Origin of the sequence: Nostoc parmelioides FACHB-3921 (assembly GCF_014696625.1) — a bacterium.
Lineage (GTDB): Bacteria > Cyanobacteriota > Cyanobacteriia > Cyanobacteriales > Nostocaceae > Trichormus > Trichormus parmelioides.
This window is the reverse complement of record NZ_JACJQL010000039.1, coordinates 42,750-65,332: the sequence shown is the minus strand read 5'-3', so window position 1 is coordinate 65,332 and position 22,583 is coordinate 42,750. Positions and strand designations below refer to the sequence as shown.

The window sequence follows — 22,583 nt, the reverse complement described above, 5'->3', positions numbered from 1 at the left end:
ATAATATCCCTGACCAGCCTACGAATACGAAGCGATCGCGCTTTAACCAGTCGTCTAGTACGTCAAACCACCCTCTACTGGGGGCCCGTCCTACTGCGATGGTCATTTAACTAAAATCCTCTTTTACTAAGAATTGCAACGTCTTTAAGCAGTTCTTTGGCTGGTTTTTCCAGCTTTTGGCAACTACCGTGAGGAAATAACGTTTTTTTTGACATTCTCAGTTGTCTTAAAACCTCTGAGTTCCTGAGAGCCTCCCAATTAGTTAAATTGGTTTTTCTCACAGTTATGTCTTTACACGCACCATTAGCTAGTCACCTAGCTTGTGGTAGCTTAATGATTCTTAACTTACCATATTAGTTCGGCTTTTGCTTAATCCATCCAATGTGAATCAACCATGAAACACGAACCTATTAAATACTATGAATATCAGAAATTTTACAATCTGACACAACTTTTCTCAGAAATCTTGACATTGGACTTATGTTAACCGTTAACTGTCAACGGTTAACTAACTAATCTTGAGCTTGCAAGACATCCTGTTCAGGTGGCAGACTCTTAAAAGGGAAGAACTCACAGGCCAAGATATTTCCATGACGGCATCAACAACAATTAACAAAGGCGATTCACCCAACGGTGACAGTTCAGCTTCCAGCGTCCTCCATCAAAAAGTTCTCGGTTCTCGTCGGTTCAGTAACTACTGGTGGGCAAGTATTGTTACCTTGGGAGCATCGGGCTTTTTTTTGGCAGGGATATCCAGTTACTTAAAAGTTAATTTACTCATAGTTACCGACCCAACTCAACTGATATTTGTACCTCAAGGGTTGGTAATGGGTCTGTATGGCACTGCTGGCTTGCTTTTAGCGTCGTATTTGTGGCTGGTTATCCTCTGGGACTTAGGCGGCGGCTACAACGATTTCAATCGAGAAACCGGGAACATTAAAATATTTCGTTGGGGATTTCCTGGTAAAAACCGTAAGATTGAAATTAGCAGCCGTATACAAGACATACAGTCTGTACGTGTAGATATCAAGGAAGGCTTGAACCCGCGCCGCGCATTATATCTACGTGTTAAAGGTCGCCGAGATATACCGTTGACTAGAGTCGGTCAACCTTTATCTTTGGCGGAATTAGAAACTCAAGGCGCTCAGTTAGCCCGCTTTTTAGGAGTACCTTTGGAAGGTCTTTAAGGGTAATAAGACGATGTAGCTTTAGCTTATCTTTACCTACGAGACGCTCCATGTGGACTTTGGTGTAAGCTCGGTTGAATGCTTGCTTCTGCGGATAAATACCGAGATGCTACCGCAAACACTCAGTTTGGTAGATGAAGAAGCAGGGAAGGAGGAAAAACTTAGAAAAATATGTCCCCCCTTTCCTTCCATATCCTGTCCCCCTGTCCATTCCTCTAGTAAATTATTTATTTTGAATTTTGTGGGCGTAGCTTTCCTGTAGGGCATTTTGAATCGTTTTAAGAGGCTAATATACTGTGGTTGAGTCAGTAACTAAACAATGCGGTTAAAATTTTCACAATTCTTGGTTGCATTTTTAATAATCGGCTCCCTGATGTTGGGAGGTTGTTCTGCACAGGAGGTTAGCCTTAACTCTTCTCCAGGATCTACAGCAGTTGAGACAACCACCACTACTGCTGAAGCAACATCTGTCTCTGAAACAACTAGTGAGAGTAATTCGGGAATGACAAATTCTTTACCACGCCTTGAAGGCAAAGCTACTGTGGTAATTACAGTTAAAGGGTCGCCAATTACTGTCGAGGTAGACGGTACAAATGCCCCCATCACAGCTGGCAATTTCATTGATTTAGTTCAAAAAGGTGTTTACGACAACACAGTTTTCCACCGAGTTGTCCGTCAGCCTCAACCCTTTGTAGTGCAAGGCGGCGATCCTCAAAGTAAAGACCCAAAAAGTTCCCAACAACTCTGGGGAACTGGTGGTTACATTGATCCAAAAACAGGCACTGAACGCCGCATTCCTTTAGAAATTAAACCCAAAGGAGAGGCAGAACCACTTTATAGCAAAACTTTCGAGTCTGCTAGAGTGACGGTAGCACCTGAGTTACAACATAAACAAGGGGCGGTCGCAATGGCGCGATCGCAACAACCAGATTCGGCATCTTCGCAGTTTTATTTTGCTCTAGCCGATTTGGGATTCCTGGACGGTAACTATGCTGTATTTGGTCAAGTTACTCAAGGCTTTGATGTAGTGAACAAAATTCAGCAAGGCGATCGCATCGATTCGGCTAAAGTTACTCAAGGTGCTGAGAATCTGAAAGTTCCTCAATAGGTTTGGGGATTAGGGATTTGGTACTAGTGATTGGGAATAGAGTAATCATTGTCCTTTCCTTGATTTCCTCATCTCTAATCCAAAATCTCACATGATGGAAGTTGTTATTACTGGTATTGGGCTAGTTTCAGCCTTGGGTATGAGCCTAGAGGAGAGTTGGCAAGGTTTAATTGCAGGTAAGTCTGGAATAAAATGGCATCAACCATTTCCAGCGTTACCACCTCTACCTCTGGGCTTAATTGGTGAAAAGCCGGCTAGTCTGCACAGCTTGACTCAGGTGGTGGTAGATGCGGCAATCAAAGATACGGGGTTAGTACTACCTTTAACTGATTGTGCTGTAGTTATTGGTTCTAGTCGCGGTTATCAAGCATCCTGGGAAAAACTAGCACAGCAAATATATGCTGGTGATAATTCTGCGGATAACGCAGAAAAATTAGAGAACTGGTTAGATACTTTACCCCACATGAACGCGACGGCTACCGCCAGGCAAATTGGGGCTACAGGGGCAATTTTAGCACCGATGGCGGCTTGTGCTACGGGCATTTGGGCGATCGCTCAAGCCGCAATTCTCATCCAAACAGGGCAATATCAACGCGTCATTGCTGGAGCCACAGAAGCAGCAATTACACCCTTAACTTTGTCAGGGTTTCAACAAATGGGAGCTTTAGCCAAAACCGGAGCTTATCCTTTTGATTTACAGCGTGAAGGTTTAGTTTTAGGTGAAGGGGCTGCTGTATTTGTCTTGGAATCCAGACAATTGGCAGAAAAACGCCAAGCCAAGATTTATGGTCAAATTTTGGGTTTTGGCTTGACAAATGATGCCTATCATAGCAATCAATTAGAGCCAGAGGGCAAGGGTGCGATCGCAGCTATTAAGCAATGTTTAGCTCGGAGTCAGCTAACATCGGCTGATATTGATTACATTCATGCTCATGGTACAGCTACTCAGCTCAACGACCGAGTAGAAAGTCAAGTAATCAAACATTTATTTCCCCCAAAAGTAGCAGTTAGTTCTACCAAAGGCAGTACAGGTCACACTTTAGGAGCATCAGGCGCGTTAGGAGTGGCGTTTTCACTTCTAGCTTTAGAGCAAAAAATATTACCTCCCTGTGTGGGATTACAAGAACCAGAATTTGATTTGAATATAGTAAAAACAGCACAACACAGCCAAATTCACCAGGTGTTGTGTTTGAGTTTTGGCTTTGGTGGACAGAATGCAGCTATAGCTTTAAGAAGAAATGCTCGTTGGGGTTAGGTTCTAGAGGTGAGACAAAAAGAAATTTCCCACAAAAATTTTGCTTTTTCCCCAGTCCCCAGTCCCTAATCCCCAATCCCTTCATTTCAGAAACGGATATGATAGAAAAGTCGATAAAACTTAAAGAATATTCATCAAATGCTGATTGACTCGTCTGGCTTGTCCAAGGTCAAAGACTCAGTAAGAAAACAAATTTTCTTCGGTAATGAACCTAGTGCCGAATTAATTGCCATCCTTAGCGTCTATTTTGTCCAAGGGATTTTAGGCCTGGCGCGTCTAGCCGTCAGCTTTTTCCTCAAAGATGAATTGTTGTTAAGTCCTGTTCAGGTATCGGCATTAATGGGAATTGTTGCCTTACCTTGGATGGTTAAGCCACTATTTGGCTTTATTTCAGACGGCTTACCGATATTCGGCTACCGTCGCCGACCATACCTAGTGTTATCAGGAATATTGGGAGCAATTTCTTGGATCAGTTTGGCCACAATAGTTCATACTAGCTGGGCAGCTACCGTGGCGATCGCTCTTGGTTCTCTATCTGTCGCTGTGAGTGATGTGATAGCTGACTCCCTTGTTGTGGAACGCGCCAGAGAAGAATCAGTGTCTCATGTTGGCTCACTACAAGCATTATGTTGGGGAGCTTCTGCCTTTGGCGGTTTGATTACTGCCTACTTTAGCGGGTTGCTACTTGAGCATTTCACTACCCGTACCGTATTTCTGATTACAGCCTCATTTCCTCTCATTGTCTCAGGGGTCGCTTGGTTGATTGCTGAGTCTCCTGTTAGTAAATATGGGAGCGATAATACTAACCTCCTCAGTGTCAAGCAACAACTACAACAACTACGCCAAGCATTCACCCAAAAAAGCATTTGGCTACCAACTGCATTTGTGTTTATTTGGCAAGCCACCCCAACGGCTGACTCAGCCTTTTTCTTCTTCAGTACCAATGAACTCCACTTTGAACCAGAGTTTTTAGGGCGAGTGCGTCTAGTTACCAGTCTTGCGTCTTTGATTGGTGTTTGGATTTTTCAACGTTTCTTAAAAAGTGTCTCCTTCCGGCTGATTTTTGGTTGGAGTACGGTCATTTCCGCAGTTTTGGGTATGACCATGCTTTTACTGGTGACCCACACAAATAGAGCTTTGGGTATAGATGACCGTTGGTTTAGTTTGGGTGATAGCCTCATTCTCACTGTGATGGGACAAATTGCTTATATGCCAGTTTTGGTACTTTCTGCCAGACTTTGTCCTCCTGGTATAGAAGCCACATTATTTGCCTTATTGATGTCAGTCTTTAATTTAGCTGGAATGGTTTCTTACGAAGTGGGAGCCATCATCATGCACTGGTTAGGAATTACGGAAACTAACTTTGATTTACTTTGGCTTTTGGTATTAATTACTAACTTGAGTACACTATTACCATTGCCATTTCTCAACTGGCTACCAGCCGATGATGCAGAAATAGAAACCCAGGCATTAGCACCAGCTTCAGCTAATAGTCAAGTGTCTAATTTAGTTCCTGAATTAAGGTTGCGAGAAGCAGAACCAAAAGTAGTTGAATAAAATTTTTCAACCAACGATAGCCTAATTTTTACTTGTGTCTCAATGCCTCTGTGATTTGAAGGTGATTTTCTCAACACAGAGACATGAAGTCACGAAAAATAATCCTTTCTTGATGCTTACTTTTTTTTTAATATGCAAAGTTACGAAGACCAACAACTAAAAACTTTAGAAAAATCATATACTCGTAAAGACTGGCAGGGAGGATACAAATCTCTAACGCAAGAGTTTGATTATTGGATTGATGATGTAGAAGGGGAAATTCCTCCCGAACTGCAAGGTACATTGTTTAGAAACGGGCCGGGATTACTGGATATTCAAGGACAAAGCATTCATCATCCTTTTGATGGTGATGGGATGATTAGCCGTATTAGCTTTGTTAATAGTCGCGCTCATTACCGTAATAGTTTCGTCAAAACAGCAGGGTATTTGTCAGAAAAAAATGCTGGTAAAATTCTGCATCGGGGAGTTTTTGGTACTCAAAAACCAGGTGGTTGGTTAGCCAATATATTTGATTTCAAACTCAAGAATATTGCTAACACTAATGTTATCTATTGGGGTAATAAACTTTTAGCATTGTGGGAGGCGGCGGAACCTCATCGCCTCGACCCCAAAACCTTAGAGACTTTGGGCAAAGAATATTTTAATAATGTTTTATCAGCAGGTGAAGCTTTTGGCGCTCATCCCCGATTTGACCCCAATTGTGAGCAGGATAACGGCGCACCTTGCTTAGTCAATTTTTCGGTTAAACCCGGATTATCTACGAAAATTACGATTTTTGAGTTAAATCTAGCAGGCGAAGTTGTCAGAAAGCACGCCCACAATGTACCTGGGTTTTGTTTTATTCACGATTTTGTCATTACACCTAATTACTGCATCTTCTTTCAAAATCCTGTTAGTTTTAACCCCATACCTTTCGTTTTAGGATTACGTGGCGCTGGAGAATGTATTCAAGTACAACCAAATCAGCCAACAAGAATTATTGTTATTCCTCGCTTTCCTCAGTCAGGACAAAAAGAAATCAAAACTTTAGAAGTGCGCTCAGGTTTCATTTTCCATCACGTTAATGCTTTTGGTGTGGGAAATGAAATTCTTGTAGACTCCATTTGCTATGACTCTTTACCAGAAGTAGAGCCAGAAAGTGATTTTCGCCAAGTGGATTTTGAGGCGATCGCACCTGGTCAACTATGGCGCTTTTACCTTAACCTCAAGGATGGGACAGTACAAAAAAAATTAATTGAATCTCGTTGTTGTGAGTTTCCCACCATTCATCCTCGTAATGTAGGACGCTCTTATCGATATTTGTATATGAGTGCGGCTCATACGGAAAGTGGTAATGCACCATTGCAAGCATTACTGAAAATAGATTTAGAGTCTGGAGAAAAACAAATATGGAGTGCAGCACCTCGTGGTTTTACGGGTGAGCCGATTTTTGTTCCCCGTCCAGGCTCAGAAAAAGAGGATGATGGTTGGGTACTGGCTTTAGTTTATGATGCGGCTCATCACCGTTCAGATGTGGTAATTTTAGATGCTAGTGACTTTACTAAAGGGGCGATCGCTCGGTTACACCTCCAGCATCATGTACCTTATGGTCTTCACGGCAACTTTACTCCCCAGATATTTGTATAAACTAGTACTGCAAAGCGAATAAAAATGTTACTAAGTTTAAGCACATGGCAGGAAGTTGAAACCTATCTGCAAAAATCAACAGGGATTATTCTCCCGATTGGTTCGACTGAACAGCATGGGCCGACGGGATTAATTGGTACAGATGCAATTTGTGCAGAAGCGATCGCTCTTGGTGTGGGTGAAGCAACTGGGGCGATCGTTGCGCCTACAATCAATGTGGGGATGGCTCTACACCATGCTGCATTTCCCGGTACGATTAGTTTGCGTCCCAGTACTTTAATTTTGCTGGTGCGAGATTATGTAACTAGTCTTGTCAAAGCTGGTTTCACTAAGTTCTACTTTATTAACGGACACGGCGGTAATATCGCCACTCTCAAAGCTGCATTCTCAGAAACATACGTATATCTGGAAGACTTGCAGATTCACTCTGCCCATAAGGTACAATGTCAAGTCGGTAACTGGTTTATGTGTAGTTCTGTATACCAACTTGCCAAAGAATTGTATGGTGAGCAAGAAGGTTCCCATGCTACACCCAGCGAAGTAGCTGTGACTCAATATGTTTACCCAGATGCAATTAAGCAAGCACCGCTTTCACCAGAGGTAGCCAGAGGACATCGAATTTACGGTGCTAGGGATTTTCGCCAACATTATCCAGATGGACGCATGGGTTCCAATCCCGCTTTAGCAACACCAGAACATGGTAAGCAGTTTTATGATTTGGCTGTTAAAGAACTGAGTAATGGATATTTAGAATTTTTGAGTGGTGAATGATGGCCATTGACTATTAACTATTGACTATTGACACTCACCGCATCCCTAACAAGATGACCATCTTCCATGTAAACTATGCGATCGGCTATGTCTAAAATGCGGTTGTCGTGGGTAACTAAGAGAATTGTACAGTGATGCTCTTTGGCTAATTTTTGCATTAGTTCCACGACATCGCGCCCGGATTGTTTATCTAGGGCTGCTGTTGGTTCATCGGCTAAGACTATTTTAGGCTGACTGACTAACGCACGGGCGATCGCTACTCTTTGTTTTTGTCCTCCCGATAAGTTATCTGGGTAATAATTCAGCCGATTTCCTAAACCGACTTCTTCTAACATTTCTGTTGAGCGAGTGAGCATTTCCTGGGTGGAAATTCCTGGTTGTAATTCCAAACCCATACGCACATTTTGCAGTGCTGTTAGGCTACCATGCAGGTTATGTGCTTGGAATATATAACCATTGTTGCGTCTTGCTTGAGTTAATTGTTTACTACTAGCACCAGTAAGTTCTCTTCCTAATATCCGCAAATTACCAGACTGGGCTGAACGTAAACCACCAACTAAAGTTAGTAGGGTAGTTTTTCCAGAACCGGAAGGCCCTGTCATAATCACAATTTCGCCTGCATTAATTTCGAGATTGATATTAAATAAAACCTGTTTACGGAGTTGTCCACTACCAAAGTAATGGTCGAGGTTTTGAATGGAAATGACAGGTTCGGAAGTATTAATGCTTTGCATAAGTTGTCTCAAAACATATCGGCTGGGTCAGCAGATTGTAATCTACGTGTGGCTATAGCTCCAGAAAGAGTACACATGATTAGGGTTAATAATAAGACAGTGAAGGCTCTAACTGCTGTCATGAATATTGGTAAATTTGTGGCATTTGCTGCTAATTGATAAAGCCCTAAGGGAACTATAAACCCTGGAATAAAACCCAAGACTGCTAGAATTAAAGCTTCTTCAAAAATTACTCCTAATAAATAAGAATTGCCATATCCCATTGCTTTGAATGTGGCATATTCTTTTAGGTGGGCATTTACATCAGTGGAAAGTACTTGATAAACAATAATCACACCGACCATAAATCCCATTGATACGCCTAAACTGAAAATGAAGCCGATGGGGCTTTCTGTCTTCCAGTAATCTTCCTCCATTTTGACGTATTCAGCACGAGTCAATACTTTGACATCATCTGTTGGGAGATAAGACTTCAGTGCTTCGACTACTTGTTTTGGATCATAACCGGGTTGAATATTAACTAAGCCTAAATTGATACTTCCTGCTAGTCTGCGAGGAAACAGACGTAAAAAGTTTTCATCACTAGAAATTAAAGTACCATCAGCACCAAAGGAAGCACCTAGTTTAAATGTTCCACTAATCGAAATAGTCCGTTTATCTACTTCTGTAGTGACACTTTCCCCTGCATCAATTTGACTAAAAACTTTGTCATATTCACCCCTAGCCGCGCGGTCAAAGACAAAATTATCTGGTAACTTAATTTTATCTAGCTGGTTATTGACTTCTGGAATATTCAGCGCAGGTTGTTCAGGATTAAACCCAATTGCTTGCACTGAAGTTTTACGGCGAGTTTGGGGATTTTTCCAGGTGACTAAACCGATATACATGGCTTCTGCGGACTTTACACCAGGAACATCCGCAGCTTGCAATAGTCGCCGCCGTGAGAACGTGGATAAATTCTGCATATTCCGGCTTTGAGGACTGATTAAAACGATGTCTGCAAGCACTGCCCGATTGAGGCGGGTGTTACTGTCATACAAGGCATTTTGAAAGCCCAACTGCATGAACATGAGGACATCGGCAAAAGCGATACCAGATAAAGCAACTAAGAGGCGGCTTTTATGATGACTCAGTTGCAGCCATCCTAAAGGTGTGCGTCGCTGTAGTTCTTGAATAAATCCAGTCATAATTAGTCATTGGTCATTGGTCAACGGTCAACGGTCAACAGTCAACAGTCAACCGCCTTACAATTCAATTACTGCTTTGATTTGCAAGTTAGTAAATTTGGCTGCCTTCTGGCTTGAGGTTTCATTTAGTCGCACGTGAACTTCTACGACGCGTGAATCAATATTTTCACTAGGGTCGCTGTTAATAATGTTCTGACGTTGGACTTTCCAGCCAATTTGGTCTACTGTACCTTGCAATTTTCCTGAGAGGGATTTACTTGATATCTCTACCTTTTGTCCGGTGCGGACTTTGTTGACATCGCTTTGGTAAACTTCGACGACTGCATACATCTGGCTGGTTTGCCCCATCTCAACGATGCCATCAGTGGATACAACTTCGCCGGCGCGGGTGTAGATGTCAAATATCACGCCATCTTGGGGCGATCGCACATAAACTTGATCTAAGTTAGCCTTGGCCTGTTTTGCGGCTGCTAAAGTGCGATTTACTTCTACCTTGGCTGCTTGTATATCAATAGGACGCACTTCCGCAATCTGATTTAAAGTAGCGGCGGCGGCGCTGACTTGTTTGCTACCTGTAGTGTTGATTCGAGATAGGGCTGTTTTCGCTTCGCTGATTTGCTTACGTCCAGTACTATCAATTCTTTGCAGGTTGGCTTGCGCTTCGCTCAACTGTTGAGTAATAGTATCTACACTTAATCGCTTAGTATCATAGGAAGACTGGGAAATTGCACCGTCAGCATAAAGCTTTTGATAGCGTTCCCACTCACTTTGAGCGTTTTTCAGTTCTGCTTCTAATCTCTTAACTGTGGCTTGTTGGGCTGATTTCTCACCTTGCCATTGGGCTTCTAATCTGGCTACGGTTTCTTGTTGTTCTCTCTCATCACCTGTTGTCTGTGCCTGGACACGGGCTATTTCAGCTTTCTGGGCTTCTATCTCCCCAACTTTTGCCCCTTCCCGGACTTTCTCTAAGTTAACCTGGGCGACTTTCACCGCTTCTTGGGCTTCTTGGTAAGCTGCCTCTAGGCGATCGCGATTATCTAAAATAGCAATTACTTGTCCAGCTTTTACCCTATCCCCTTCTTTAACTAACAGTTTCTCTACTCGACTTCCTTGTCCAGATGATGAAGGTGCGGAAAGTTTAATGACTTCACCCTTTGGTTCTAGTCTGCCTAATGCTGTTACCGTTTTTATCTGCGGTGCGCTGATTTGGGGAGTTGGGGTTGCAGGAGATGGCTGTGCTTGAGTTTGGAGTGAACTATAACCCTTTACACCAGCGATCGCCAAACCTGCGGCTGTCGCCAAAATGAGCAATTGCCGAGAATTACGCTTGAAGAATACGGAACCTTGATCGGCTACTTCGCGTACCATAAGCCCCTCTTTTATTTAGGACGCTAAATAAACTATTTAGTTTAGTAAACTATAATTAAACTAAACCGTACATTACAATATTGTCAAGGGTGTATGGATAGAAAAATGAATCTTTCAGGAGAAATCCCCGCAATTAAGTTCACTTATCGGTCTAAGCTAGTTTATTCAGCGAAGATATAAAAATATGAGTATGAAAAAGGCACATATAGAAAGTAATGATAGCGATCGTCTTTTCTCATCTGAGAAAGTTGATGCGATTTTAGCTGGGGCGATGCAAGAGTTTTTGACCAACGGCTATGCAGCCACGACAATGGATAGAGTGACAGCCGCAGCAGGAGTCTCGAAAACCACTGTCTACAGCTACTTTCAAGACAAAGAAGGATTATTTGCTGCTTTGATTGAAAAACTAGCGCAGGAAAAATGTTTTTTAGTCCACAATGGGGAATTTCTGCAAGGAGAACCCCGTATTGTTTTACGTCGTTTAGCAACGAATATTTTAGATCAAATAGAGCAAGAACCAGAGTTTTTGAGTTTAATCAGGCTAATTATCGGCGAATCTGGGCGGTTTCCGTTGTTAGCAAAAACCTTTGTCTACAACATAGATAAACAAGCTCTACAGCGCCTGAGTCAATATTTTACAGAGCATTCAGAACTAAAATTACCTGATCCAGAGGTGGCAGCACGTATTTTTATGGGTACAGTAGTGCATTTTATAATTATTCAATATATGCTCCATAGCCAGGATATCTTACCAATGGAGCGCGATCGCCTCATTGACAACCTGATTAACTTAATCACTATTAATCTTTCTCAAACTACTTCTACTAATCAGTATTCTGGTACAAGGCAAAAATCACCCAGGCGAAGGCGTACAACTTCGGGTAAATTCCAGATGGACTACAGTTCTGAACCTAAACAGTTAAGGTCTATAAGATTGACTGATACAGCCTGGGAACAGTTAGCAGAATTAGCAGAGAAAAATAACTTGACTCGCAGCGAAATGATTGAAATCTTTGCCCGCGAAGGTTTTTCAAGTAATCGGACTCATTCGTAATCACCTACGGTTGGCTAGTCTTCAGCCTTAAATTATGTATATACATGGAAAGAGGTAGAAACTAGTGATGATTAATGTATATACATGGCTTATGTAACTTCTTAATCCCTTACTGACACGCCTCATTGCTAATTGGGGCTAAGTTTTCAACCATTTTGATAATTTGTTTAGGTGATTTAGTGTAATTAACAATTAATCGGGGGATTTCATAAGCATTATGTTTACAAGTATAATTTAAAGTTTCATCGTTATATAAATACCCAGATAAATAATATCTAGAAACATATAACTCTACCTGCTTATTATAAGCTCCATAAGGATAAGCAAAATGAGATGCTACCTTTTGTTCTGGATCTAAATCTTGTGTACATCTTCTCAAAATACTTCTAGATTTTAAAAGTTCATGCACCAGTTCTCGCCGGGATAATTTTGTTAAATCCTTGTGATTTAATCCATGAGATTGAATATCATAAAATCCTTTTTGTAAACCTTCCCTAATTTCCTGACAACTTAAATGGGTTTTACTACTAATAGCCTTTTGAGCTAAACGACTAGGATTAATAAATAAGACTATTTTAACTTTTCTGCCATATTTTATTTCTAGCTTAGATAAAATAGGCAGTAGCTTAGTATGTACTGATTTATAGCCATCATCAAATGTCAACATTATCGGCTTTTTGCCCCGATACTCTGCCGGAATTTTTTGGGATTTGGTTAGTTTAAAATTATATAAATCTTCTGTGCTTAAAAACCAGTAGTTATTAATAATCAGAGACTCTAAAAGTTTTTCTAATTCCTGTTTTGAGTAGTGCATTTCCTCTGGGGGTAAAGGTGATAAAGTCTTATTACTTTTCGTATCTAAAATGCCGTGAAATCCCAAAATAGGCACTATAGGCTCAATAGGTCTAAAATTGAGTGCAACTAAAGAAATTATAGAAACTAAGGCTAAACTAAAAGGAAAATTTTGAGTAGTCATTGCGGTAGTAGTATTGCCCTGGTATGTCGGCATTCAGGTAAAAAAGCATGAGATTTTTTACTCAAGTTTTGTTAACCTAGAGCCAAGATAGCAATTACTTTTTATACCACAATGACTAGGGAAACAATTGATATTAATTATTTGAAAATCAAATCTAAGCGCTGCTGACTAGCTTTTAGGGCATCTGCTGGGGAACTCTTACCCATCAATACAGTTTCCACTGCCCGACCTACACTATCAGAAATCCGATTATAACCGGGGAAAGTAGGACGCGATCGCGCGTACTTAGCCTGTTCTAAAAATACCTTTGCTTGGGGTACTTTTTTCACAAATGCCTGGTATTTTAAACTTTCGCGGGATTTTAAATTGATTGGTAAATAACCTGTTCCCAGTGCCAACTCTGTTTGAAATTCTTCACCAGCAGCATATTCAAGAAATTTAAAAGCTGCCTTTTCTCTTTCCGGTTGAGATTTAAAAATATAAAGATTTTCGCCACCAATTACAGTAGCAGGTCTTTCCCCCACTGGAATAGGGAATACATCAAAATCAACCCCACTGGCTTGAAACTCCCCTAAAGTCCAAGGCCCAGTTAATTGCATCGCCACTTTACCAGTTAGCAAATCGTTGGTTTCGTAACCTCTTTCTGGGGCTGATAACACAGCCGAACCATCTGTTATTAAATCACGCCACAGTTGCAAAGCGGCGATCGCCCCAGCATTATTTTCTAAAGTGACACCAGCCGCATTCTGTGAATCTTTGCTTACCAACTCGCCGCCACCACTCCACATAAATGGTAGCCAAGTAAAGACTGTAAACTCACCTTTGCCTAAAGGTAGTACCATCCCATGTTGATCAATTCTTCCATCACCATCGGTATCACGGGTTAATTTTTTGGCAACTTCCCGAAACTCTTCCCAAGTCTTAGGTAATTGTGTAATTCCCGCCGCCTTAAACAAACTGGGACGATAAAAAACGCCAACATTATTTGTAGCAAAAGGTACTGCCCAAGTTTTACCCTGGTATTCCACAGCCGGGTATAAGCTGGGGTCAATTTCATCTTTAATTAGTGAACTTGACAACATTTCGTCCAAAGGAACCAAGGCATTTAGTTCTACTAGTTGCCCTGTAGTTGCTGGGTTGTACCACAAAATATCCGGGGACGCATTACCTACGACAGCTGCCAAAATCTTCGGCATTTGTTGGTCTTGTTGTCCAGCGTAAATCGCATCTACCTGAATATCTGTATGGCTTTGGTTAAACTTATCTACCAGCTTTTGAAAGACATCCCGATTAGGTGGCGGATTCACCCCATGCCATAAAGTTAAATGAATGACTTTATCTGCTTTCATGCCATTTTGGATTACCTGACATCCACTAGTAACTAATATTCCTACTAGAAACAGCGATAGCCAACGATATCGGTAAAATCGCCAATTTTTTCTTTTTACCCTAGAATCATCAGAGGCGAAAAAAAACCGCGCACAGTTTTGATAAAACAGATTAATCAATTTTTTAACTTTCATGGACAGAGTGAGGGACTATTGACTAATGACTATTGACCATTAACCATTAACTTTGGAAGAGAGATTTATTAGCTTTAGATTATGGCAGGACATAGTAAATGGGCAAACATTAAGCGCCAAAAAGCGGTAGTAGATGCCAAGAAGGGTAAGACCTTTACTCAGCTATCGAGGGCAATTATTTTGGCAGCTAGAAGCGGGATTCCAGACCCATCGGGAAATTTTCAACTCCGTACCGCCATCGATAAAGCAAAAGCGGCTGGTATTCCTAACGATAATATAGAACGGGCGATCGCTAAAGGTGCAGGTACATTTGGCGGCGATAACGCTAGTTTAGAGGAAATTCGTTACGAAGGTTATGGCCCTGGGGGTGTAGCGATTTTAATTGAAGCTTTGACTGATAACCGCAATCGCACGGCTGCTGATTTACGAGTAGCTTTTAGTAAAAATGGTGGTAATTTGGGTGAAACTGGCTGCGTTAGCTGGATGTTTGATCAAAAGGGTGTCTGTGTTGTCTCTGGTGTTGTGGATGAAGACCAGCTTTTAGAAGCATCCTTAGAGGGTGGTGCTGAATCTTATGAAATGACCGAGGATGAGACAGCCGAGGTGTTTACAGAAGTAGCAAATTTAGAAATTCTCAATCAGACACTCAAAGACCAAGGCTTTAAGGTGACAGATGCCGAGTTGCGCTGGATTCCCAGTAATAATGTAGAAGTTACTGAACCAGACCAAGCGCGATCGCTGCTCAAATTGATTGATACTCTAGAAGGGTTAGATGATGTCCAAAATGTGACATCTAACTTTGAAATGTCCGAAAATCTTATGGCGGTGAGTTTCGCCTAGATAAATATCTCATCGCTGGGGAAGGTAGGAAATCAAAATTTTATACCTCACTCCTTAAGAAGACGATTGTTCTGCGGCTTGTCTAACCAAATCAACTTCTAATTCCAAAGCCTCAGCGATTTGTTCTACACTCAATCCCAATTTCAAAAACTTAGGCACTGCTTCAAGCTTACCCTCCAGTTTACCTTCGAGTTTACCTTCGAGTTTACCTTCCTCTTTTGCCTCTTGATAAACCTTTGTATTCCTAATAGCATCCAAACCCAACATAGTTTCTACCTCTTCCCTGCTAAGTCTGGGAAACTTATAAATTACTACTGTCTCAATAAATTCTATAATTTCTTGTCTTCCGGCTTTTTCTAGTAACAAGACTAAGTGACGCATCCACACCACGAAAGTATGGTAATTTATCTTCCCAGTCACTAACCCCCATAGCCAAGTAACTTGCTCAATCAGGGGCGATCGCGTAAGAATAATAGTTAGAATGCCTTAATCTCTCTTAACAATGGCGCTAACGCAGATTACTCAAACTGTTTCTCCTCAACCGACACCGCCAGAACTGCGAAAATACGACTATGATTTGGTCATCGTCGGCGGCGGAATTGTTGGGTTAACCCTAGCTTCGGCATTAAAAGATTCTGGCTTGAATATACTGTTGATCGAGGCTAAAGTCTCATCCGCAGCAGTAGCCAAAGGTCAAGCCTATGCAGTTCATCTGCTATCAGCGCTAATTTACCAAGGAATTGGTATTTGGGATAAAATTCTGCCTCAGATTGCCAAGTACCGCCAAGTCCGCCTTTCTGATGCTGATTATCCTGGTGTGGTGGAGTTTGAAACCACAGATTTAGGGACACCAGAATTAGGTTATGTAGCGGAACATCAAGCGTTACTGGAACCTCTACAGGAGTTTGTGCAGAATTGCCCAAATGTGACTTATCTTTGTCCGGCTGAGGTGATGAGTACCAATTATCAGCAAAATGAAGTAGTCATCGCCGTCAAAATTGCCGATCAATTAAACACAATCCGTAGCAAATTACTGGTAGCCGCAGATGGATCGCGATCGCCTATTCGTCAAGCTGCGGGGATTAAAACTCATGGCTGGAAGTATTGGCAATCTTGCATTGTTGCTTTTGTCAAGCCTGAGAAACCACATAACGATACAGCTTACGAAAGATTTTGGCCTAGTGGCCCCTTTGCGATTTTACCTTTACCAGGAAACCGTTGCCGCATCGTTTGGACAGCCCCCCACGATGAAGCAAAAGCCCTGTGTGCTTTAAATGATGAAGAATTTTTACAGGAACTTAGCCAACGCTTTGGCAAGCAGATGGGTAAGTTGGAACTGTTAGGCGATCGCTTCGTTTTTCAAGTACAACTCATGCAAAGCGATCGTTATGTTCTTCCCCGTTTAGCTTTAGTTGGCGATGCAGCACATAATTGTCATCCTGTGGGTGGACAAGGATTAAACTTGGGTATTCGAGATGTCGCCGCTTTAGCCCAAGTCATCCAAAAAGCACATCAATCTGGCGAAGATATTGGCAACATTCGGGTCTTGAAACGTTACGAAAGCTGGCGACAAAAAGAGAACCTAGCCATTTTAGGGTTCACTGATATGTTAGACCGGATGTTTTCTAACCAATTCCCTCCCTTGGTGTTTGTTCGTCGCTTGGGTTTATGGTGTTTACGCAGTGTCCCCGCGCTAAAAACATTTATGCTCAAGTTAATGATTGGGTTGAAGGGAAAAACGCCAGAATTAGCCAAACGTTGAAACTTTTGTAGGAGTAGTATGCTGTGTTCCAACGTCAGTGATGGTAACTCAGGATGATTCTACTCCTCCAATAATTCCCCAAATAATTACTTTCCTCTATATGAGGTATTTTTGAAAAAACTACAGATGAATTCACCTGGATCGTTGGGTTGAAATGGTATTAAAGTTTTATCTTGTTTTAACTTAAACTTTTGGCGACAATTGTAGACCTCTAATGGTCTTTTTTCTCCGTCAATAGTAATATTTGCCTTATATTCCCAATAATTTTTAGCACTACGATTAATGCTAATAATACAAATATGTTGACCATGATAGTTACGGCATACGGCGGCTACAGCAGGCAATAACACAACATTTGAGACAAGTAATAGTAATATTAAAGCTATACAAATATATAGCTTCACTCTAATATCATTAAACATTGGTAAAAGTGGAGTAAGAAATATTCTTACAGTGATAATTCCTAATTAAGCATAATCAATTGTAAATTGTTTTGATTCAGGAATTTTTTTCAGCCAATGGCAGCACCAAGCGGCTAACAACTCGATTATCAGGTGATTGATAGATATCTAATTCCCCACCTAGTTGCTGTATCAGTTGTTGGCAAATCAACAAATTAAAATTGGGCGATTGATCAAAATTACAGAAAGCGAGAATATCGTTGTGAGTTTTCTGTTGTATCTCTGTGAGTAATTCTGTGGGAATTTTGCCGTTATCTGTAATTGATACTTCTAAAAATTGCTTATCTATCTGACGACACCAGATATCTATTCTGCTGCTGTTAGGAGAACGATGACAGGCAGCGAGTAATAATTCGTAAAGGACTAGTTCAAATTTTACAATATCGCCAGCGATCGCCATTGTTGATAGGTTAGCTGGGGTAGAAACGCCTTTGAGTAATGCACCACTGTTAGTTACTTCCTTTTCTGTGTGGGCTTGTGCCAAACCGTGGACACCAATCCACAACTTTTGTTCTTGAACTAATTTATCTATGCGTTCGAGCGATCGCTTGAGTAAACTGGCTATGGGCATAGTTTCCCAGTTTATGTGTAACTGCCATTGTTCCAGTTTGACCATTGAGGTGATGGAAGTAAATGTATGATCTAACTGTTTCAGTAACACTTGATATCGTGTATGTGCCATATCATTTGTAGGAACGCCCAGATCATACATTTGTTTCAGTAAATTGGTAGTTGTGCGTTGGATGCTTTCCAAACGACGATGTTTATACCAATTGAGTTGGCGTAACTCCTGGGTTATGGACTCTAGACGTTGACTGATTTGTTGTTGACGACGCAACCAAGCAAGCTGATCAATTAAAATTTTGCCAGCATCAAGACGATGTTGTGGCCAGTGGCGTTCTCGATGGTCTGCCAACAATACGACTCCTGTAGGTTGGTGATCAACTCCAGTTCGTAAAGCCATTAATAAAACTTGTCCAATCCCCTCACCATGTAACCATTGGCGTGTTTCTGGAGGTAAATGATCTACACTGACATTTAAGTAACTGTTTTCAACCAGCGCCCATTGAATTACAGCTTCATATTGAATGGAAAGTTTGGCTGATACCTCAACTTCAAATCGATTATCGGGAATTACCCCAGGGATAATTTCTGCTGTAGACTCGCCATGTGACCAAGACAATAACAGTGCCAAAGGGCAGTTAAGCACAGATGCTATTTGCCTGAGTGCTGCACATTCCAAGTGATTTTTCTCAGTTTCGCTGTTTTCGTTGTCAGTTCCGTCTACAATCCGTAAACAATTTTGGACACTCTGGAGAACTTGTTGCTGTTGTTCGTTATTCTTTTGTAGTCGCCACTGTTTGACAACTACCCCTATTTGTTGACTGACAACCCACAGTAGTTCTCTCTCTAGGTTCGTCCAACTGCGATGACTGGTGTGAGTGACAACTAATAATACTTCTGCTTTCTGATCTTGAATGCAATTGCAAATTAACAGCGATCGCGCGCCATGCTCTAATAAAAGAGGCCGCCAGTTAAAAAAACGTAAATCTGCTTCTACATTTTCTACTGCCACTGTAGCATTTGCAGATTTCAACATCTGTCTGTCAGTCTGCGACAATAAACCGAAGCTACAGCTAAGAGGACGGCGATGGTGGGGCTGATTTTGATAAATAACTTGATAGTTATTCTGGTCGGGGTCGTAATGTAAGAGTAAAAAGCGAGTAGCATTAAAGCGATGTAATACTTTAGCAGCACAAACCCGTAAAGTTTCCTTCCAGTCTTGGTGAGTGTAGATACTTTGGGCAACTTCACTAGTTAACTGGGAATCTTCTCGAATTTGTTTAACAATATTCTCTATTTTGTCATTGGGAGCTACAAGGGAGAGGAACCCCGCCGCGCCTTGAACAAAATTTTTATCAGCTTCCGTCCAAATGCGTGGTTCATAACCTTCTACAGCCAGAAACCCCAACAGGTCTTTCTGCCAAATAATCGGGGCTGCTAAGAGCGATCGCACCCGCAGACGTTGCAACAGTTTAGCTGTAAACTGGCCTTCTAAGGAACTGCGAGCATCACCAATCCAGATAATTTTATTAACCGATAAAGCATAATATAAATCGCTTAAGTCTTGTACTGTCATCCCTGCGGCTGACTGTTCACGGTTAGTTTCCCGACCGATATTGACTAATTGATCGCCCATCCGACACCAAAAATAGCGTCCTTGCCTTTCAAACCAGTAAATATTGGTACGACTAGGAGAAACAAAGCTATGGGTAGCTTCTACTACCGCCTTTAGCCTTTCCTCTAAATTATTCAGATTACGGATATTTTCTAGTAGTTGTAATAATGGCTCATCAGGACGCTTGATTTGCTTTTGTTGCAAATTTATTTCCTGTTGATAGAGACTTGCTGCTAGTTCACCTAAAACCATCATTAGACGAGCTTTAGCATCTTCTGGTAGCAAATAACCCCAACGTTCTGAACCGAGTAACAGCAATCCCATGCAGCTGTTTTTATGACGCATGGGCAGCATGATTGTCCCTTGGATATTAAATTTTGTGCCAACTTCTCGCCATTCTCCAGCCCGTTTTTCGTTGCGGATATCTGCAACCCCTAAGGGAGACTGTTGAATTACTACCTGTTCTAATAAATCCCCCGGTTGTAGAACTAGCCGTCTACGTAAAAAATTAATATCGTTACCAGGAGCAATACCCCCTTTACCAAATAAAGTGTGTTTCAGGCGATCATAACTAGCAATCCAAATTAGTTTGTAGTTAAACTCTTTGTGAATGTAATTAATAGTAGTTTCAATCAGAACATCAACATCATCTTCCTCCCTGAGAATTTGTAAAACACGTCCCAAGGCGAGAATTGGTTGTTCGGCGGCTATCGATTTATGTGGCTGCCCCATCTGATTTTTGATCAACATAACTTGTAATATATAAGATGCCCAAATTACCCAGACTAATATCTTTACGGGTATTGATTGATATTTCGGGATGAAAGGGATTGGGGACAAAAAAGTAAAAAGTAAAAATGTAAAAGATTTTTTCTTGTGACTTTTGCCTTGGACTGGGGATTGGAAAAAAAATTATTGGTGACTGACTATTAAGTATGGATATATATAAACTTGCAGTTCGTCCGCTTTTATTTGATTTGGTAAAGGCTGATCCAGAGTGGTTGCATCAGCAAACAATGAGGAGTTTGAGTTGGCTGTCACACACAAGCGATCGCACAAGTACTAAGTGGGTGCAAAATATCCTACAAAAGTCACTTTGTCTAGAAGATTCTCGGCTAGAGCAGAATTTGTTTGGTTTAAGGTTTCCCAATCCTGTGGGTTTGGCTGCTGGCTTTGATAAGGATGGTGTAGCAGCTAGGATTTGGTCTAGTTTGGGTTTTGGCTTTGCGGAACTGGGAACAGTCACATTTGTCGGACAACCTGGTAATCCTCCCCCGCGTCTGTTTCGCTTGCCGTTGGATCAAGCTGCTCTTAACCGCATGGGCTTTAATAATCATGGTGCGGCGGTGATGGCTGCGCGGTTGGCTGATGAAAAAGGACTGTTTTCTATCCCTATAGGCATCAATTTGGGTAAATCTAAGGTGACACCTCTAGAAGCAGCCGCCGAAGATTATTTAAATAGTTTTCGCTTACTCAAGGAGTTGGGTGACTATTTTGTAGTTAATGTGTCTTCTCCCAATACTCCGGGTTTGCGATCGCTCCAAGATGCCTCGATGCTCAGTTCTATCTTGGATGTCTTACAAAAAGAAAATAATACACATAAACCAATATTTGTCAAGATAGCGCCGGATTTAGAATGGGAAGCGATCGCTGACATTATTGGATTAGCTAAAACCTACCAATTAGCAGGGATTATCGCTACTAACACCACAATTCGCCGTGATGGGCTGAAAACTCAAGTGATTGAGCAAACAGGCAAAGCACCCCAAGAAGAAGCTGGCGGAATTAGCGGTGCGCCAGTGCGCGATCGCTCCACGGAAATCATTCGTTTTATTTGGCAGCAAACCCAGGGAGAAATCCCCATCATTGGAGTTGGGGGCATATTTACCCCTGAAGATGCTTGGGCAAAAATTACTGCTGGAGCCAGCCTGATTCAAGTTTATACGGGCTGGATTTACCAAGGGCCAATGATGGTGAGCCAGATTTTAACTGGGTTGCTGGCGAAGTTAGAAGAACATGAATTAAATTCCATCAGCGAAGCTATAGGCTTAGAATTTAAAAGTTAATCAGCCAATAGTCAATAGTCCACAGTCAATAGTTTGTTAACGATGACTGAGCAATGACCAATAAAAACACTGCTGCCTTAATTTTCTTCTAATGGGAAAAATTCCTTAGTTCTTTCGGAAAAAGTCCAGGCAACTCCATCAGGATCGCGGTTGCGAGTCCATTCTGGAAAATCTGGATCATTGCGTCGTTTGTAAACAGTACTGGAATATACATTGAGACGCTTTGCCAGTTCTGATTGAATCAGGGAACCGAAAATTAGCTGTCTTTCCAGATTTGGTTTAACTTCGTGATGAGTAACAGGTGGCGGTAATTCAGCTTCAGGTTCAGTTTCAGGTTCAGGCTCTGCGAGAACTGGTTCTGGTGGGGGTGGTGGTGCTAGGAGCGATCGCGCTTCTGTCGTCAATGGTGGAGATGCCAGTTGTTTCACTGGCTCACTACTTTCGAGGATGTTACCTAAAATGCTGCCTGTGATGAAATAGTAAACTTCACCACCTTCTCCAGCTGGTAGTAAACTAGCCCCAAATTCTGAAGCTTTACCGTCTAAATAACGTTTTGCCGACGGGCCGGGAAAATTGCCACGAATTGCTAAATCCATAGGCGTAATTTTGCCTTGGTTTTCCCGAATTAACTGATTGAAAATTGGGTTTACTCGCTGACACCACTGTTGCCATTGATATTCTTGGAAAATTTTGAAACCAATGGCTAGTACAATCAGTGCCAGCAAAAATCTCCAGGTAGAAACCAGGAAAATAACCAAAAACGATATTGGCAAAAGTAGAACGAGAAACGCCTTCCCGCCACTTTCTAATGTTTTTTCACTCATGCCGATTTTTGCCAAGCGAATTTTTTGGGAAATAATATATTATATTGGCAAAAATCGTGACAAGTTTTTGTATATTTTGGCAAAGTCACGGCAAAAGTATTCAGG

General features: G+C 41.6%; 19 protein-coding genes. 10 read left to right on the top strand and 9 right to left on the bottom strand.

Annotated features, from left to right (window positions below; all coding sequences use genetic code 11):
* Positions 1–590: 590 nt before the first annotated feature.
* The 6 genes from H6G14_RS22020 (at position 591) to H6G14_RS21995 (ending at position 7,504) form a co-directional block, all read left to right on the top strand.
* Positions 591–1,187, top strand: a complete 597-nt coding sequence (locus H6G14_RS22020) for a photosystem I assembly protein Ycf4 (RefSeq protein WP_190569629.1) — start codon at positions 591–593, stop codon at positions 1,185–1,187.
* A 319-nt stretch (positions 1,188–1,506) separates the two neighbouring features.
* Entirely contained in the window at positions 1,507–2,295 is a 789-nt protein-coding gene (locus H6G14_RS22015) for a peptidylprolyl isomerase (RefSeq protein WP_190569627.1), read from the top strand.
* Between the two features lie 94 nt (positions 2,296–2,389).
* Complete coding sequence (locus H6G14_RS22010; protein WP_422394095.1) at positions 2,390–3,550, top strand: beta-ketoacyl-ACP synthase; 1,161 nt, start codon at positions 2,390–2,392, stop codon at positions 3,548–3,550.
* Between the two features lie 138 nt (positions 3,551–3,688).
* Positions 3,689–5,107, top strand: coding sequence for a folate/biopterin family MFS transporter (locus tag H6G14_RS22005; protein ID WP_190569623.1), 1,419 nt, complete (start codon positions 3,689–3,691; stop codon positions 5,105–5,107).
* Between the two features lie 132 nt (positions 5,108–5,239).
* Positions 5,240–6,733 carry a carotenoid oxygenase family protein gene (locus H6G14_RS22000; RefSeq protein ID WP_190569621.1) on the top strand — a complete coding sequence of 498 codons (1,494 nt, stop codon included), beginning with the start codon at positions 5,240–5,242 and terminating at the stop codon, positions 6,731–6,733.
* A 24-nt stretch (positions 6,734–6,757) separates the two neighbouring features.
* On the top strand, positions 6,758–7,504 hold the full coding sequence (locus H6G14_RS21995; protein ID WP_190569619.1) for a creatininase family protein: 747 nt from the start codon (positions 6,758–6,760) through the stop codon (positions 7,502–7,504).
* A 17-nt stretch (positions 7,505–7,521) separates the two neighbouring features.
* Here the strand turns inward: H6G14_RS21995 and H6G14_RS21990 are convergent, their stop codons facing one another.
* From H6G14_RS21990 to H6G14_RS21980, 3 genes are read right to left on the bottom strand one after another with little or no spacing between them, the layout of a single operon-like run.
* Positions 7,522–8,238 (bottom strand): DevA family ABC transporter ATP-binding protein, encoded by a 717-nt coding sequence (locus tag H6G14_RS21990; RefSeq protein ID WP_190569617.1) that lies wholly within the window; start codon positions 8,236–8,238, stop codon positions 7,522–7,524.
* 8 nt (positions 8,239–8,246) lie between these two features.
* Positions 8,247–9,425, bottom strand: coding sequence for an ABC transporter permease DevC (gene devC / locus H6G14_RS21985; RefSeq protein ID WP_190569616.1), 1,179 nt, complete (start codon positions 9,423–9,425; stop codon positions 8,247–8,249).
* 57 nt (positions 9,426–9,482) lie between these two features.
* Complete coding sequence (locus H6G14_RS21980) at positions 9,483–10,793, bottom strand: ABC exporter membrane fusion protein (protein WP_190569614.1); 1,311 nt, start codon at positions 10,791–10,793, stop codon at positions 9,483–9,485.
* A gap of 184 nt (positions 10,794–10,977) precedes the next feature.
* Here H6G14_RS21980 and H6G14_RS21975 point away from each other — a divergent pair, with 184 nt between their 5' ends.
* Complete coding sequence (locus H6G14_RS21975) at positions 10,978–11,847, top strand: TetR/AcrR family transcriptional regulator (RefSeq protein ID WP_190569612.1); 870 nt, start codon at positions 10,978–10,980, stop codon at positions 11,845–11,847.
* Between the two features lie 109 nt (positions 11,848–11,956).
* Here the strand turns inward: H6G14_RS21975 and H6G14_RS21970 are convergent, their stop codons facing one another.
* Both H6G14_RS21970 and H6G14_RS21965 read right to left on the bottom strand, forming a co-directional pair.
* Positions 11,957–12,823, bottom strand: coding sequence for a polysaccharide deacetylase family protein (locus H6G14_RS21970; protein WP_242053506.1), 867 nt, complete (start codon positions 12,821–12,823; stop codon positions 11,957–11,959).
* 137 nt (positions 12,824–12,960) lie between these two features.
* A complete protein-coding gene (locus H6G14_RS21965) occupies positions 12,961–14,346 on the bottom strand; it encodes an ABC transporter substrate-binding protein (protein WP_190569608.1) in 1,386 nt (461 codons plus the stop codon).
* 81 nt (positions 14,347–14,427) lie between these two features.
* On the opposite strand from H6G14_RS21965, the gene H6G14_RS21960 reads away from it, so the two are divergent.
* The gene (locus H6G14_RS21960) at positions 14,428–15,186 is read left to right on the top strand and encodes a YebC/PmpR family DNA-binding transcriptional regulator (RefSeq protein ID WP_011318071.1); all 759 of its coding nucleotides are present in this window, start codon (positions 14,428–14,430) and stop codon (positions 15,184–15,186) included.
* Positions 15,187–15,240: 54 nt separating this feature from the next.
* On the opposite strand, the gene H6G14_RS21955 is transcribed toward H6G14_RS21960, so the two are convergent.
* Complete coding sequence (locus H6G14_RS21955; RefSeq protein WP_242053505.1) at positions 15,241–15,567, bottom strand: Rpn family recombination-promoting nuclease/putative transposase; 327 nt, start codon at positions 15,565–15,567, stop codon at positions 15,241–15,243.
* 121 nt (positions 15,568–15,688) lie between these two features.
* On the opposite strand from H6G14_RS21955, the gene H6G14_RS21950 reads away from it, so the two are divergent.
* Positions 15,689–16,948 (top strand): FAD-dependent hydroxylase, encoded by a 1,260-nt coding sequence (locus H6G14_RS21950; RefSeq protein WP_190569606.1) that lies wholly within the window; start codon positions 15,689–15,691, stop codon positions 16,946–16,948.
* 86 nt (positions 16,949–17,034) lie between these two features.
* Here H6G14_RS21950 and H6G14_RS21945 read toward each other — a convergent pair whose 3' ends face one another.
* Both H6G14_RS21945 and H6G14_RS21940 read right to left on the bottom strand, forming a co-directional pair.
* Positions 17,035–17,370 (bottom strand): hypothetical protein, encoded by a 336-nt coding sequence (locus tag H6G14_RS21945; protein WP_190569604.1) that lies wholly within the window; start codon positions 17,368–17,370, stop codon positions 17,035–17,037.
* Positions 17,371–17,446: 76 nt separating this feature from the next.
* Positions 17,447–20,338 (bottom strand): sensor histidine kinase, encoded by a 2,892-nt coding sequence (locus tag H6G14_RS21940; RefSeq protein WP_190569602.1) that lies wholly within the window; start codon positions 20,336–20,338, stop codon positions 17,447–17,449.
* A 185-nt stretch (positions 20,339–20,523) separates the two neighbouring features.
* Here H6G14_RS21940 and H6G14_RS21935 point away from each other — a divergent pair, with 185 nt between their 5' ends.
* The gene (locus tag H6G14_RS21935; protein WP_190569601.1) at positions 20,524–21,654 is read left to right on the top strand and encodes a quinone-dependent dihydroorotate dehydrogenase; all 1,131 of its coding nucleotides are present in this window, start codon (positions 20,524–20,526) and stop codon (positions 21,652–21,654) included.
* 77 nt (positions 21,655–21,731) lie between these two features.
* On the opposite strand, the gene H6G14_RS21930 is transcribed toward H6G14_RS21935, so the two are convergent.
* On the bottom strand, positions 21,732–22,478 hold the full coding sequence (locus H6G14_RS21930) for a hypothetical protein (RefSeq protein ID WP_190569599.1): 747 nt from the start codon (positions 22,476–22,478) through the stop codon (positions 21,732–21,734).
* Positions 22,479–22,583 lie beyond the last annotated feature (105 nt).

Bases quoted from the DNA above. Each gene is read 5' to 3' on its own strand.
- H6G14_RS21955 (WP_242053505.1), bottom strand. From the start codon at position 15,567: ATGCGTCACTTAGTCTTGTTACTAGAAAAAGCCGGAAGACAAGAAATT.
- H6G14_RS21965 (WP_190569608.1), bottom strand. From the start codon at position 14,346: ATGAAAGTTAAAAAATTGATTAATCTGTTTTATCAAAACTGTGCGCGG.
- H6G14_RS21960 (WP_011318071.1), top strand. From the start codon at position 14,428: ATGGCAGGACATAGTAAATGGGCAAACATTAAGCGCCAAAAAGCGGTA.
- H6G14_RS22020 (WP_190569629.1), top strand. From the start codon at position 591: ATGACGGCATCAACAACAATTAACAAAGGCGATTCACCCAACGGTGAC.
- H6G14_RS22015 (WP_190569627.1), top strand. From the start codon at position 1,507: ATGCGGTTAAAATTTTCACAATTCTTGGTTGCATTTTTAATAATCGGC.
- H6G14_RS21930 (WP_190569599.1), bottom strand. From the start codon at position 22,478: ATGAGTGAAAAAACATTAGAAAGTGGCGGGAAGGCGTTTCTCGTTCTA.
- H6G14_RS21935 (WP_190569601.1), top strand. From the start codon at position 20,524: ATGGATATATATAAACTTGCAGTTCGTCCGCTTTTATTTGATTTGGTA.
- H6G14_RS21945 (WP_190569604.1), bottom strand. From the start codon at position 17,370: ATGTTTAATGATATTAGAGTGAAGCTATATATTTGTATAGCTTTAATA.
- H6G14_RS22000 (WP_190569621.1), top strand. From the start codon at position 5,240: ATGCAAAGTTACGAAGACCAACAACTAAAAACTTTAGAAAAATCATAT.
- H6G14_RS21995 (WP_190569619.1), top strand. From the start codon at position 6,758: ATGTTACTAAGTTTAAGCACATGGCAGGAAGTTGAAACCTATCTGCAA.
- devC (WP_190569616.1), bottom strand. From the start codon at position 9,425: ATGACTGGATTTATTCAAGAACTACAGCGACGCACACCTTTAGGATGG.
- H6G14_RS21970 (WP_242053506.1), bottom strand. From the start codon at position 12,823: ATGACTACTCAAAATTTTCCTTTTAGTTTAGCCTTAGTTTCTATAATT.
- H6G14_RS22005 (WP_190569623.1), top strand. From the start codon at position 3,689: ATGCTGATTGACTCGTCTGGCTTGTCCAAGGTCAAAGACTCAGTAAGA.
- H6G14_RS21940 (WP_190569602.1), bottom strand. From the start codon at position 20,338: ATGTTGATCAAAAATCAGATGGGGCAGCCACATAAATCGATAGCCGCC.
- H6G14_RS21990 (WP_190569617.1), bottom strand. From the start codon at position 8,238: ATGCAAAGCATTAATACTTCCGAACCTGTCATTTCCATTCAAAACCTC.
- H6G14_RS21950 (WP_190569606.1), top strand. From the start codon at position 15,689: ATGGCGCTAACGCAGATTACTCAAACTGTTTCTCCTCAACCGACACCG.
- H6G14_RS21980 (WP_190569614.1), bottom strand. From the start codon at position 10,793: ATGGTACGCGAAGTAGCCGATCAAGGTTCCGTATTCTTCAAGCGTAAT.
- H6G14_RS21975 (WP_190569612.1), top strand. From the start codon at position 10,978: ATGAGTATGAAAAAGGCACATATAGAAAGTAATGATAGCGATCGTCTT.
- H6G14_RS22010 (WP_422394095.1), top strand. From the start codon at position 2,390: ATGGAAGTTGTTATTACTGGTATTGGGCTAGTTTCAGCCTTGGGTATG.